This is a genomic window from Larkinella terrae, assembly GCF_009668025.1.
Lineage (GTDB): Bacteria > Bacteroidota > Bacteroidia > Cytophagales > Spirosomataceae > Larkinella > Larkinella terrae.
Genome location: NZ_WJXZ01000006.1, coordinates 281,589 through 295,322, shown reverse-complemented (window position 1 = coordinate 295,322; position 13,734 = coordinate 281,589). Strand labels below are relative to the sequence as shown.

Sequence of the window (13,734 nt, the reverse complement as noted above, 5' to 3'; positions counted from 1 at the left end):
CGGTGAAAGAGGTGAATGAATCAACTAAACTATTGCCAACCGCTGTCAGGGTTTTCAACCGCTGACAGGGTTTACTGTGACATATTTGATGGATTTCTGATCTTTTCCGACGTGATACGAGTATGTCAGGTGAATGAGTCCGTCAGCCGTCTGAATCATCGAAGGATACGAAAAACCGCCTTCGTCCTTCTTTTTGTCTTCGATCCGGATTTTCCATTTCCAGGTTTTCCCTTCATCATCGGATAGAAACAGACTCAGCCGGTAGCGACCATCGTCGATATCATTCCCGAAAAAAGCCCATCGACCATCCCGAAGCCGCAGAAGTTCGACACTGGCCGTGTTTGGAATATCTGATTTCACGGTTGCAGTCCAGCTTTCACCCTGATCTTTCGATTCGCTGATGTGAACGCGGCTGGGCTGATCACCACTGTCGCGCATGTAAGCGACAATCGTGCCGTCACTCCGGCGGGCGAGCGCGGGCTGAATCGGACCACGACCAACAATCGGTAGACTCGGCCGCCAGGTCGTTCCGTCGTCATCTGAAATGGCCATCATCGACATATTCAAACCGTCGGAATAGAGCGGCAGTAACAACCGGCCGTTGTCGAGCTGGAGCGGTTTGATGCGCGTCATCCAGCCCGTGCTCCGTTTCCGCAGATCGCGGCTGGCTTCAACAATCATATCGTCGTATTTGGGTGCGTATTCAGCCCAGCCCGCGGTATTTTCGGGTAACTGTTTCATTTTTAAGGCCACGTCTTTCGCAAACCGGTCGTCGGGTTTGAGCAAAATATTGTCCTGCCAATTCCAGACCGGCGCACCGGTTTTGGCGTAGTCGACGGCGGTTTTAAATCGCAGAATCGACTGCTCCCAGCGGTTGGCCTGAACCGCAATCCAGACCAGAAACAGCTTGTTTTGCCGATTCAGGAAAAGAACGGGATTACAGTCCGGTAAACCGGGGGTGTCGGCCATCAGAAACGGTTCGCTCCAGCTTTTCTGTCCTTTGGTCAGCCGCGCGCCCATGATGCGAACATCGTCCGCCGAGCGTTCGCCACTGCCCTGAAACCAGGCCACCAGAAAGTCGCCGTTGGGCAAAGCCACGATGCTGCTGCCGTGAACATGCTGGCTTTGATACGGGAAAATCAGCTCTTCCTGAACAATCGCTGTTGGCGACTGCGCCAGCAACACATTGGTGGTCAGCACGATAAGGCACAAAAACAGACTTCGCTTTTTCATCCTATTCTTTGACGGCTTTCCGACGCTGCATCAGTTCGCGCCAGGTAGTCAGCACAATGCCCTGCGATTCAATGAATGCTTTTAGCTCCGGGTCCATCATCGACAGCATGTCGGCGTAGCGTGAACCGCCCGAACCGCTGATGAATTTGAAAGTGTCGTTCTGCTCGTTGCTGTGAATGATGATCATGGCAACACCCGGTTTCATTTTGGTCAAAATTTCCTTAAACCGCTGGGTTTTGTACTTTCCCCAGGCTTCAGGTGTCGGGTTCGGCGTATCTTTCGGTTTCCACTGACCCGTATCGGCATACAGGTCGTCGAGAACGGGCAAACCGGCTTTCCAGATTTTTTCGCCAATGGCCGGGGCCTGTTTCAGCGATTCCGGAATGGGCAGGTTCATGCCTTCCTTGTATTTGCCTTCGGCTTTCAGTTTGTCGATTACCGGCTGAATTTCGCTGTCGACCAGCAACGTATTATTCCCGCCCGGGAACATGACCGGAATGCCATAATCGACGCCCACTTTGATGTATTTTTCCAGAAAAGCGGGGGTAGCAAACAGCGTTCCCATGTGCGAATCGAGATGCGTCGGCTTCAGTCCCATTTTAATCGCCCGGTCGATCTGTGCCCGCATTTCCGTCTCCAGCTCGTCGGGTTTGCCATTCTTCACCACGTCGGCCACTGCCGGCCACAAGGCCCCTTCTTTATCGGTCAGGCTGGGAACCTGCTTGATTCCGGCCAGGGGCGACCAGCGGTAATCTTTCCATTCAGAGGTGAGCGTCAGGTGGATACCGGCGTCGATCGTCGGATTTTTCAGAACATAATTAATAAAGCTGGCCGACCACGCGCAGGGCATCATGATGCTGGTGGAGGTTGCCACGCCCTGTTCAATCGATTTGATCGTTCCCTGGTTGGCGGTCAGGTACATCCCGGCGTCGTCGACGTGAAAAATCACGATTTTCTTGCCTTTCGGGTAGCCAAGTTTCTCGGCATACGTCGTCTGAGCCTGCGCGGATACGGTGGTAAGAGCGGTGATGAGTAAAAGTGTTTTTAGCTTGTTCATAGATTTACAGAAGTTGTTTCGCAGAGTTGAGCGGAGAAAAGGGAGGTATGCAGAGATTATTTTTTTACTCCGCTTATCTCTTTTTTTACTCTGCTCATCTCCGCGAAATAATTCAAAACTTATTCGATCATTTTCAAATACCGCCCCATCCAGTACGGCAGCAGCCAGAAAACCGGTTCGCGCTCGATGCCGGGATCGCCGTTGATGGCTGCCCAGGGGTTTTTATCCCAGCGCACGACGGTCCGGATGCTGGAGGGCGGCAATTCGTTTACTTGCAATTCATCCAAAACCGGGTCGCGCGTAATTCGGACATCCTCTCGTTTGGTGTGATCGACTGTCCAGTTTACCAGATCGAGCGGGGTATCGACCAGAAACTCCATCGACGCAGCCAGATCGGTTTTCTTATTGCGGGCGTAACAGTAAAAGAAATTGACCAGCGGATTCCGGTCGTTTCGCCGACGTTCCATCCATTCATCCATGTGTTTTTCGTAAAACGCAACCCGTTTCGGATCTTTTTCGCAGCGGATCAGAATCGGATAGACGTAAGCCTGCAACATGACGTCGAAATAGATGAACCAGGCCGGATTCTGTTGCGGGATCTGCGCCATGTTGTCGAGGTAATGCTCCTTGTCGATCAGTCGGCGGTATTCTTTCTCGTATTTTTCCTGCCCGGTTACGTGCTGCGCCAGTTTCAGAAACGCCAGCATTTCCATCGAATTCTGGCTGCGGTCGGGCGTCCATTCCGGGTCGTGATTCAGGTATTCCGGCGACCAAACTGCCCAGCGTGTCGGTTTGCCGTCGACATCCACCAGGTTGAAATTGTGCTTCATCAGGTAATCCACAATCCGGGCAATGTGCTGGCGCACAACGGTTTTCTCGGCGGCATCGGCCACCAGTTCGTAATACAGGTAGTAGCCAATCATGTGGCCACAGAGTTCGTCGCTGCTGGTGTCGCCCTTCCAGAGCCACTGCCCGTCCTTCGATTTTCGCCACCGGATTTCGACCGGTTTGAAACGCGGTTCCTTCACCAGTTCGTCGGCTTTTTCGCGTTCCGAGAAGGTGCGGTTTCCGTCGTGAACCGCCGTCCATCTGGCGGGCACAATCGTACGGGCAAAAAAACCGTCGGTGTCGGTCACTTCCTGCAGCAGTTTCAAAAACCGGAAGGCTTTGGCGGCTTTTTCCTTTGCATCCGGATTTTTGGTGGCTGCGTACCGGAAACATTCCATCGCCAGGTAATTACCCGTATACTCGCCGTCGTTGTCGTCGTCTTCGGGCAGAAAGGTGGTCGTGTCGCCGGGCGTCGTGAGTTTGCACTGACCGGCAATCCAGGGCGCACGAATGTGGCGTTTCATCAGCACGTCATAGAAATAATCGTGCTTCTGAGCGAGGGTCATTTTCCGTTTTTTGATGGCACTTACGCCCTTCGGCGTTGCAATCCAGGCATTGCCGTCGGCGTCGAACGCGATGTCGCTGACGTGGTCGTCCAGCAGCCAGCGACGGCTAAACCGCAGCGAATGACTGCCGTCGGGGCGATACCGCACCACGCCAACCTCCGAGCCAACCCACATCGAACTGTCGGGTGCCATTTCGACGCAGGTGACGAAATTGGACGGGATGCCGTTTTCCGGCCTGAGCGTTTTTTCTTTTTTGCGCTGATTCAAAACCGTTACGCCACCCAATCCACCAACCCACAGCTTTTGATCGGCATCAAATGCGATACCTTTACTATACGCACTGATCAGGTGATCAGTTTTGTAGAAATGTTCGGTTGAATCCGGCTGGCTGTGGAACAAACCCACATCCGTTGCCACCCAGATACCGCCTTTTTGATCCGAAACCACATCCCGAATGGAACGGGCGATGGGATAGTTCTTAGCCTGCCAGCCCGAAGCCGTGTGGAGCCAGCTGCCCTTGGGCCCAAGGGCATAAACGCCCTCCGGAGCCACACAAAAGGCCGAAACGGGGGCAGCCGGTCCGGTCATGCGTTCCAGTCGATCATTTTTAAACCGGTAAACACCGTTCCAGGTCCCCAGCCAGACGGCCGAATCCCAACCGGTTTCAACGGCGAAAGCCGGGCCTTTATCGGCTTCTGCCATGACGCTTTCCCAATTGCGCTGACCGTCTTTCTTCCGGAAAATGCCCGAAGCCGTAGCGGCCCAAACCGTCCCCTTCGAATCGACGGCGACGCTCCGAACCTGGTTCTCATCCGGGTTCGAGCTGATCGGATAGGCTTCGTGGTATTCCTGCCAGAACGGCGCATCCTGATAAACTGCATCCTCTTCCACCTGCGGATCAGGCCGACACGACCCGATCAGGGCAACAAGCAGGAAAACAGCAATACCGGAAACGGTTCGGCTTCGGTTCATGGAAATCGGGGGAACGCTTTCTGATACTCAGACAAGGGAAGAAGGAGAATAGATAAAAGTGTAATTACCTACAATTCAGCAAAATACTCTTACTTCTTTTCTCTTTTGTCAGATTGTCTACCCTAGTATACTCTGCAAGCCGGATTCCGGGCTATCAGACCGCAGCGGCAAATTGCAGGTTTCCCGAAAACGAAAAGTTTAACGTACCGGTAATAGTCCTTTTGGCAATTTTGGCCGTATAACCATTGGTAAAATAGAGTCCATATGAAATTTCTCCTTCCCGTTTTCTTACCTTCCAGCCTGCTTTCCCTGTGTCTCCTAACGTTTATTCCCGCAGTCGCACAGGACCATAAGCCTTATCTGCCAACGGTTTATCCCGACCGACTCACGTTGGGCTGGCAGGAAAACCCAACCACCTCGCAGTCGGTCAACTGGCGGACCGATTCGACCGTCACCAATGCGGTAGGCGCCATTGCCGAAGCTGACCCGTCGCCCGATGTGGCCTCGAAAGCGACCCTTGTTCCGGCTACCAGCCAGGCCGTTTTGCTCGATGGCACGACGAAAGTGTACCATACCGTTCATTTCAAAAACCTGAAACCGGCGACCAAATACAATTACCGAGTAGGCAACGGAAAAGAGTGGACCGAGTGGTTTCAGTTTACCACCGCCAGCGATGGACCGGTTCCGTTCTCCTTCATTTATTTTGGTGATGCCCAGAACGACATTCGTTCACTCTGGTCGCGGGCCATTCGTGGGGCATACTCTACGATGCCGAAGGCTGCGTTAATGATTCACGCGGGTGACCTGATTACCACCTCCAACGCCGACTGGCAGTGGGGCGAATGGTTTGAAGCCGGTGGCTGGATCAACGGCATGGTGCCGACGCTGGCGACGCCCGGCAACCACGAATACTTTAAAGACACCGACGGCAAAGCGAAAGTGTCGCGGCACTGGCGACCGTCGTTCGTTTTACCCGAAAACGGTCCCGAAAAATTAAAGGAAACCGCTTATTACCTTGATTACCAGGGCACCCGGTTTATCGCCCTCGACTCGCAGGCAGCTCTGCTGGATTCCTCGATTCTGGACCAGCAGGCCGACTGGCTCGTGAAAGTGCTGACAAATAACCCCAACCGTTGGACGGTCGTGACGCACCACCACCCGATTTACTCGACCAAAAACGGTCGAGACAACGAAGAATGGCGGGCCAAAATGGAGCCCATCTATAAAAAGTACGGAGTCGATCTGGTTTTGCAGGGCCACGACCATACTTACGGACGCGGTTTGAACATGCCGCTGGGGAAAAGCCGCAAATACCCCGATGGTCCGGTTTACGTCGTGTCAGTGAGCGGGCCGAAAATGTACGACATTGGTTTGCAGGACTGGATGGACCGGGCGGCTTCGAATACGCAGCTGTACCAGATTATTTCCATCGACGGCAGCAAACTTTCTTACCAGGCATTTACGGTAACCGGTGAGTTGTACGACTCCTTTGAACTGACGCAGAACGCCAAAGGGCAAAACCAGTTGACGGACCGTTCGCCCGCCCTGAAACCCGAGCGGCTGGATCTACCGACTGAATACCAGAAACGATTCAAACCCGAACAACTCGAAGAATATAATCGCAAATACAAGGAATATAAAGCCCGAAAAAATCAATAAGATCACCGAAAAAGCACATTACGCAAATTGAGGATAGATTTACGCATTTTACGACGCATTTCTGAAAAATTTTGACCTACTTTAAGTTAATAACAGCCCGTTAGCTGGTTGGTCAATACCTAAAAGAAGTACTTATAACAACCTCCCGTAATTTTTAACTGATTCCTAATCTCCCACGACAATGGATTGTCTAAATGAACGTATTCTCCGCAAAGTGATCCAGGGCGATCAGGCTGCTTTCGCGGAGTTATATAAGTACTACCGGACACCGGCCCTTAAATTCTGCATTACCCTCCTCAAAGACGAGGAAGAGGCCGAAAATATGATCCACGAAGTATTCATTAAAATCTGGGATCGGCGCTCACAAATTAACCCTACCCTTAACTTTACCTCATACCTATTTACCTGTTTGCGCAACATGGCGTTCGATCATCTGAAAAAGATGGAAAAGAACAACCAGCTCAAACAACATTACCTGGAGAAGATGGCAGCCGCCCGCGACGAAGAGGTGGAAGACAAGGAAATGAAATTCCAGCTTCTGTATTCGGCCGTCAATCTGTTGTCTGAGAAACGGAAGCAAATTCTGTTTCTGAATATCGAGGAAGGCAAATCGTATCAGGAAATTGCCGAGATGTTGATGATCTCCAAAAATACCGTCAAGAATCAACTGGTCAAGGCGAAGCAGTTTCTGCGCGAAAAAGTAGATCTGGCCGCTTTGTAGCCGCATTTTAACCCGCCCCTGATTTCATTTTCAAAAAGCCGTTCGGATCCGAGTCTGAACGGCTTTTTTCTTTTTATACTAAAAAATAACCGGCGGTTTTCGTCAAAAATATTTCGCTGAACGATAGCCTTTTACGTAAGCGTCAGAGTATTATAGGCAACTTACCAAACTACCGATAGAATGGTACGGTCCCGCGCCGAATATTTAATAAATAAACTCATCAGCAATACGCTGTCTGAGAAAGAATTGGATGAATTATTGGAAGGGTTGGGCAAGGAGGAGATGCTGGAGCAATATTCCCCGATCCTGGAGAAATATTTCAATGAACTGGTTGAAGAAGATCGAACGAATTACAAGCCTGAACTGAACATAAACCAGAACGATAATTCAGCTGCTGATCAACCGAATTTTGCCGCCCGGCCTGCGCTCCCATTTTACCGGGATTACCGGGTGATTGCGGCTTTTGCGGCCCTGCTGTTCAGTGTCAGTGCACTTTATTATTTCGTGCCGCCCACCGCTTCGCTCAAGCAAATTGTCGCAACTCCGCAAAATCCGATCGCCCGAATTGCCAGTCCGGATACCAAAGAAGAAACCGCTCCGAGGGGAAAACGAAAGAATGTCCGGCTGAGTGATGGCAGTTTAATCAAGCTGAATTCGGATACAAAACTAAGTTTTCCAAAACCGTTTGGCCGGGATATCCGCACGGTTTCCCTGAATGGCGAAGCGTTTTTTAACGTAGAGCGCGACGAAACAAAACCGTTCGTTATTTCCGTCGGAGATCTGAAGATAAAAGTACTCGGAACCTCTTTTAACGTGAAGAATTATGACGACGAAAATGAAGTCGAAATAACCGTCAAATCCGGCAAGGTTAGTGTCAATTTAAACTCCGAATCTTCCAACCCCATTATTCTGATAAAAGATCAGAAATTAATCTATAATAAATCCACGGAAGCGTTCCGAATAACGGACGTAAATGCGGAGCAGGAAAGCAATTGGGTAAACGGATCACTGCAATTTAATAACACGCCCATGCTGAACGTCAAACGAACGATAGAAAAATGGTATGACGTCGATATAATTATTGAAGATAAAGCCCTTTACAAAACATCATTTACCGGCGTTCACCTGAATGAAAGTCTGGATTCCATGCTGGAATCCATTACGTATGCTATTGATGCTCACTACGAAATAAACGGAAAAAGTGTCGTGATCAGGAATTAACAATATCTTAAAAGGCGAAAAGATGAATATGAACGAAAACACCTCTTAATTTGATCTGCTCGTAGCGTAAAGGATAAAATTAAATCCATTTTTATCTACAGATAATTACTACCTAATCAATACTTCTATGAACTCGAACTCTATTATTCCACGAATGCTAAGGCATTTGTTTACAGTAGCGTTGTTGACGGGCCTCTGTTTCCCGGCAGCATGGGCAGATCGACCCGAAGTCGATCTGGAAAACGTTAAAATAACCCTTGTCCGGGAGGAAGGATCGATCAGCAAAATCATCGATAAAATTTCCAAAGTTACCGGCTATGTTTTCCTCTTTGAAGACAACCTGAAAGCTGAGCTGGAGAAACGCGTTAAAATTGAGAATGGCACAAATCTACAAAGTATCCTCGCCAGTATTTCGCAGCAATCGTCGCTGGAATTCAAGGCTATAAACAAGAATATCGTTATCCGGAAAAAAACCGGGGCGGCCGAACCGGGCGACGCCAAACAAACCCGCAAGATCAGCGGTCGCGTTACGTCAAGCAAGGACGGCTCAGCGCTGCCGGGTGTGAACATCGTATTGAAAGGCACCCAAACCGGTTCGAACACCGACGGAAATGGCCGGTACACCATCGACATCAGCGGCAACAACCCAACGCTGGTGTTTTCGTATATCGGTTTCGTGAGCCAGGAAATCGCCGTGGGCAACCGCAACACGGTTGACCTGTCGATGGAAGAAAGTGCGGAAACGCTGCAGGAAGCCGTCGTCACCGCCCTCGGGATCAAACGGGAGAAACGGTCGCTCGGTTATTCGGTTGGTGAAGTGGAAGGAAAAGAAGTAAGCCGGATTGCTCCGGAAAACGTACTAACCTCGATGGCCGGTAAAGTAGCCGGGGTAACGATCAGCCAAACCGGTGGAACGGGCTCGTCGGTCAGCATGATTATCCGGGGTGCCAAATCGTTGAGCAACGACAACCAGCCGCTGTTCGTGGTGGATGGTGTGCCCATCGCCAACACCCTGAACAACGTCAGCCAGAGTGGTAGCGATAACCGCGTCGATTACGGGAACGCCATTTCCAGCATCAACCCGGACGATGTTGAAAGCATTTCGATTCTGAAAGGCCCCAGCGCGGCCGCTCTTTACGGTTCACGCGCGGGTAACGGGGTTGTATTGATTACGACCAAAAGTGGTAGCTCAGCGAAGAAAATGACGGTTAACATTACGTCTAATACGGTTTTCGACCGGCCTTACAAATTCCTGGACATGCACTCCAAGTTTGCCACCGGGATTCTGCCGTTTACGCCTGATAACAACCCGTATCCGGGCGGTGTCCTGATGATCGACGAAGCATCGGCGGGTGGTGTTGGTCCGGAACTGAACAAAGGTTACAAAGCCATTCAGTGGAACAGCCCGAAAGATGCCAGTGGCAAATCGATTCCGACGGAGCTGGTCGCGCACCCGAACAACGTCCGGGATTTTGTCAGAACCGGTATTACGACGACCAACGGGATTTCAATCTCCAACAGCAATGACCTGGTTACCTACCGGTTATCGTATTCAAACATGACCAACCGGGGGATTATTCCGAATTCAGATTTGTTCAGAAACACCCTGAACCTGAGTTCTTCGGTGAAATTAAGCAACAAACTGCGGGTGAGCACCAACCTTGATTTCAGCCGCAACAATTCCAATAACCGCCCCGCCAGCGAACGGGGTACGAACCCGCTGCAGTGGGCTTACGCGGTTTCTCCGCACATCGACATCAACGAACTGCGAGATTACTGGGTGCCAGGTAAAGAAGGTCTGCAGCAGAAATCGCAGGCCATCGGAAACTACAACAACCCGTACTTCCTGGCTTACGAAGTTAACAACGCCTTCACCCGTGACCGTCTTTTCGGAAACGTGAAAGGTGACTGGCAGATCACCAAAGACCTGAACCTGATGCTGCGCTATGCGCTGGATACGTATCAGGAAAGCCGCACCACCACGATGGCCAACAGCTACACCGGCGAACCACGCGGTTTTTACGGCATCCGGAACCTGGGACGTTATGAGCGCAACGCCGACTTCCTGTTGACGTACAAGAAAGATATTAAAGATTTCAGCCTGTCCGTTTCGGGTGGTGGTAACCTGCGGTACCAGAAATACACCGACGTAAACAACGCCAGCAAATCCGGTACGGGTTTGGTCATTCCCGGTTTGTTCACGCTGCAGAACATCGCAACGGCTAACATTCAGTACGAAAGCAGTTGGAACCAGAAAGGCGTTAATAGTTTGTATGCATTGACGACCCTGGGTTACAAGGACATGATTTTCCTCGATGCGTCGATTCGGAATGACTGGTCAAGCACGCTGCCCGTTGCCAACCGGTCTTACTTCTACCCGGCCGCTTCGCTGAGCTTCCTGGTCAACGAACTGATTCCGATGTCCAACAATGTCAACATGTTGAAGATCAGAGGAAACGTAGCCCGGTCGGGGAATGATACCGGTCCGTACAGTTTGATCAATACCTTGGGTAGCTACGAATCGTGGGACGGTTTGACCCGTCTGGCCAAATCCGGCTCCATCCTGTTGCCGGACCTGAAACCCGAAATCGCGACTTCGTACGAAGTGGGTGCCGACCTGACCATGTTCCGCAACCGCTTGCGGGTATCGGGTTCGTACTACGTGATGGAAAACCGCAACCAGATTATCCCGACCAAACTGCCGCCTTCTTCGGGTTATACCTCTAAAAACATCAATGCCGGTTTGCTCGTCAGCAAAGGCTTTGAATTCAACGTGGGTGGTACGCCATTCGAGAAAAACGGCTGGAGAGTCGATCTGAACGCGAACATCAGCCGGAACGTAACGACAATCAAAGAACTGTCGCCGGGTCTGGATTTCTACACGCTGTGGACGGATGCCAAAGGAGGTGCCTGGACCTACGTGGGTGAAAAAATCGGTGATATCTACGATTCACAGATCGTTACGGTCGAAGACAAAAATTCACCTTACTACGGCTACCCGATTCTGGACAAAGATGGTTCGTGGCAAAGCGTCAGCGCCAGCAACTCCCGGAACAAAATCGGGAACTTCAACCCGAATTTCATCCTCGGTCTGCAATCGTCCATTTCGTACCGGAACTTCCACCTGAACATGACGTTCGACTGGCGGAATGGCGGGGACTTCGTTTCCCAAACCTACCGGTACAGCGAGTCGGACTTGAAATCGCAGCGCTTCCTGGATCAACTGATCAACCCGAACGGTTTGACGGGCGATGCACTGGCGAACATGCTGAAATCGAATCCGGACAAATACATCAAAATCACGGGGAACCACTTCCCGATCGTGGGTGGCCCAACGGCTGAGTACGGCGGTTTCCCATTTGAGTACGGCGGAAATACGTACGCGTATGGCGTGTTCAACCCCGGTGTGATTGCAACGTATGACGCAGAAGGCAAGGTAACCGGTTACAAGGAAAACCTGGGTGGAACCGGAACGAAAATCATTCCGTACGGCGACAACTATCCCTGGGATTTCACCCGCGCTGCGTTGTTCGATGCCTCATTTATCAAGCTGAGAGAAGTTTCGCTGGCGTATGACCTGCCGACCACGTTCACCAAACGGATTGGCATCCAGAATGCCCAGATCGGCGTCTACAGCCGGAACATCATCCTGTGGACGGCGGCCAAAATCGGTATCGATCCGGAGATGGCATTCCAGCCGCAAGCGGGTGCGCAGGCGGGTACGCAGTTCAAACAGGGGATCGAACGCTACAACGTGATGCCCTGGGTGATGCCGGTCGGTTTCAAGCTTAACTTAACATTTTAAGCCATTATAAACTTCATCCAAATGAAGATCTTATCCAGAAAATCCATTGTTTTCGTCGCTCTGTTAACGACCTTCTTTTCCTGTAAGGACTTAACCGAACTGAACGTAAACCCTAACGGTGTTGCGCCCGAAACGGTGAACCCGAACCTGGTGATGCCGTCGGTCCTGACGGAAACCGGTAAAATATATGTCAACCTCGGCTACATGGACATCGCCGGGGTGATGCAGCATACGCAGAAAGACGCCTGGTCGAGTGGTCACAACGACTACGACTGGACCGATGGCCAGAGCTGGAGCGGTTATTACGACATTCTGCGGAACAACCAGCTATTGTATGACCGCGCGGTTGAGCAGAAACTCGAATTTCACCAGGGTGTTTCACTGGTCATGAAATCGATGGTTTACGGGTTGATTGCCGATTTGTGGGGTGATGCGCCGTACACCAACGCGTTAAAAGGCGAGCTGGGTGGAACCGATAACATCACGCCAGCCTACGATTCGCAGGAGGTTATCTACTCCGGTATCATCGCCGATCTGGAAAAAGCCAACACGCTGCTGTCGAAAACCAAAGCGGAATATTCGAGCATCGTTGACGAAGCCGACGTGTATTACAAAGGCGACCCGACCAAGTGGCGAAAACTGGCTAACTCGCTCCTGTTGCGGTATTACATGCGGATTTCGAGCAAGAAAGCCGACGTAGCCAAAGCCGGTATCGAGAAAATTGTCGCCGGAGCGGCTCAGTATCCGATCATTACGGTTGAAACGGAAGACGCCACCATGAGTTTCCCCGGTACAAGCGACGGAACGTCGTGGCCCGCCAACTCAGTGTATGACGTGAGTGGCAGTAACTACCGCCGGATCAAAATGTGCGCAACGTTCGTCAAAGCGTTGCAGGCGCTGAAAGATCCCCGGCTGGCGATCTGGGCCAATAAGGTCGAAATTCCGCTGGTGGTGGATGCTACGTTACCAGCCGGTACGGATAAAATCATGAACGGAAAACGCTACCTGTCGCCCGACAAAGTGGGCAATACCCAAATCGATACCGATCCGGATTACGTGGGCATGCCGCCGAGCTTTTCCGCGCTGCCATCGGCCTATAACCTGAACCCGACTCCCGGCCAGACGTCTTACAACCCGCACGTGTCGTTCCTGAACGATATTTACAAAGCGGCAAAAGGCAACCTGCTGAAATCGCGGCTGGTGTCGGCGGCTGAAGTTCATTTCATCCTGGCCGAAGCCGGTCTGAAAGGCTGGGCGGCTGGCGATGCCAAAACGCATTACGAGGCCGGTATCAAAGCGTCGCTGAATACCTGGACGGTGGGCGGCAACTACGCTACGTACATCACAAATCCGGGGGTAGCTTTCGACAAAACAATCAAGCAGGTCATTCAGCAGAAATGGATTGCGAGCTGGACTGCCGCTACCGAAGCCTGGTTCGATTTCCGCCGGACCGGTTTCCCGGAACTGAAAGCGGGGCCAGCGGCCAAAAGAACGGTATTGCCGGTTCGTTTCTACTACATGAAAGACGAAATGAATATCAATGCCAAAAACGCAACCGCTGCTGCGGACAAACTCGAAACAACGACCTACTCCCAGGCACAGGGCAAGAACAGCCCCTGGTCGAAACCGTGGTTGATCCAGGGAACCGGCAAACCGTGGTAAAATAAACGGT

The 13,734-nt window shown here is 51.4% G+C and carries 8 protein-coding genes; 5 read left to right on the top strand and 3 right to left on the bottom strand.

The features are described 5' to 3' along the window. Nucleotides 1-54: 54 nt before the first annotated feature. From GJJ30_RS11900 to GJJ30_RS11890, 3 genes are all read right to left on the bottom strand, one after another. Complete coding sequence (locus GJJ30_RS11900; protein WP_154175376.1) at nucleotides 55-1,233, bottom strand: sialidase family protein; 1,179 nt, start codon at nucleotides 1,231-1,233, stop codon at nucleotides 55-57. Between the two features lies 1 nt (nucleotide 1,234). Beyond that, nucleotides 1,235-2,290: a polysaccharide deacetylase family protein gene (locus GJJ30_RS11895; protein WP_154175375.1), complete on the bottom strand. Its 1,056-nt coding sequence runs from the start codon at nucleotides 2,288-2,290 to the stop codon at nucleotides 1,235-1,237. A gap of 119 nt (nucleotides 2,291-2,409) precedes the next feature. Then, nucleotides 2,410-4,656 carry a ligand-binding sensor domain-containing protein gene (locus tag GJJ30_RS11890; RefSeq protein WP_154175374.1) on the bottom strand — a complete coding sequence of 749 codons (2,247 nt, stop codon included), beginning with the start codon at nucleotides 4,654-4,656 and terminating at the stop codon, nucleotides 2,410-2,412. Nucleotides 4,657-4,920: 264 nt separating this feature from the next. Between GJJ30_RS11890 and GJJ30_RS11885 the strand changes: the two genes are divergently transcribed. The 5 genes from GJJ30_RS11885 (at nucleotide 4,921) to GJJ30_RS11865 (ending at nucleotide 13,724) form a co-directional block, all read left to right on the top strand. Further along, nucleotides 4,921-6,315: a purple acid phosphatase family protein gene (locus tag GJJ30_RS11885; RefSeq protein WP_154175373.1), complete on the top strand. Its 1,395-nt coding sequence runs from the start codon at nucleotides 4,921-4,923 to the stop codon at nucleotides 6,313-6,315. 181 nt (nucleotides 6,316-6,496) lie between these two features. Continuing rightward, nucleotides 6,497-7,036 (top strand): RNA polymerase sigma factor, encoded by a 540-nt coding sequence (locus tag GJJ30_RS11880; RefSeq protein WP_154175372.1) that lies wholly within the window; start codon nucleotides 6,497-6,499, stop codon nucleotides 7,034-7,036. 180 nt (nucleotides 7,037-7,216) lie between these two features. Then, on the top strand, nucleotides 7,217-8,257 hold the full coding sequence (locus GJJ30_RS11875; RefSeq protein ID WP_154175371.1) for a FecR family protein: 1,041 nt from the start codon (nucleotides 7,217-7,219) through the stop codon (nucleotides 8,255-8,257). A gap of 154 nt (nucleotides 8,258-8,411) precedes the next feature. After that, nucleotides 8,412-12,062, top strand: coding sequence for a SusC/RagA family TonB-linked outer membrane protein (locus tag GJJ30_RS11870; protein WP_229313088.1), 3,651 nt, complete (start codon nucleotides 8,412-8,414; stop codon nucleotides 12,060-12,062). A gap of 21 nt (nucleotides 12,063-12,083) precedes the next feature. Next, nucleotides 12,084-13,724: a SusD/RagB family nutrient-binding outer membrane lipoprotein gene (locus tag GJJ30_RS11865; protein WP_154175369.1), complete on the top strand. Its 1,641-nt coding sequence runs from the start codon at nucleotides 12,084-12,086 to the stop codon at nucleotides 13,722-13,724. The last annotated feature ends 10 nt before the right edge of the window (nucleotides 13,725-13,734 follow it).

What these genes read in the sequence shown, in the direction of transcription:
- GJJ30_RS11870 (WP_229313088.1), top strand. Translation starts at nt 8,412, where the DNA reads ATGCTAAGGCATTTGTTTACAGTAGCGTTGTTGACGGGCCTCTGTTTC.
- GJJ30_RS11875 (WP_154175371.1), top strand. Translation starts at nt 7,217, where the DNA reads ATGGTACGGTCCCGCGCCGAATATTTAATAAATAAACTCATCAGCAAT.
- GJJ30_RS11895 (WP_154175375.1), bottom strand. Translation starts at nt 2,290, where the DNA reads ATGAACAAGCTAAAAACACTTTTACTCATCACCGCTCTTACCACCGTA.
- GJJ30_RS11885 (WP_154175373.1), top strand. Translation starts at nt 4,921, where the DNA reads ATGAAATTTCTCCTTCCCGTTTTCTTACCTTCCAGCCTGCTTTCCCTG.
- GJJ30_RS11880 (WP_154175372.1), top strand. Translation starts at nt 6,497, where the DNA reads ATGGATTGTCTAAATGAACGTATTCTCCGCAAAGTGATCCAGGGCGAT.
- GJJ30_RS11890 (WP_154175374.1), bottom strand. Translation starts at nt 4,656, where the DNA reads ATGAACCGAAGCCGAACCGTTTCCGGTATTGCTGTTTTCCTGCTTGTT.
- GJJ30_RS11900 (WP_154175376.1), bottom strand. Translation starts at nt 1,233, where the DNA reads ATGAAAAAGCGAAGTCTGTTTTTGTGCCTTATCGTGCTGACCACCAAT.
- GJJ30_RS11865 (WP_154175369.1), top strand. Translation starts at nt 12,084, where the DNA reads ATGAAGATCTTATCCAGAAAATCCATTGTTTTCGTCGCTCTGTTAACG.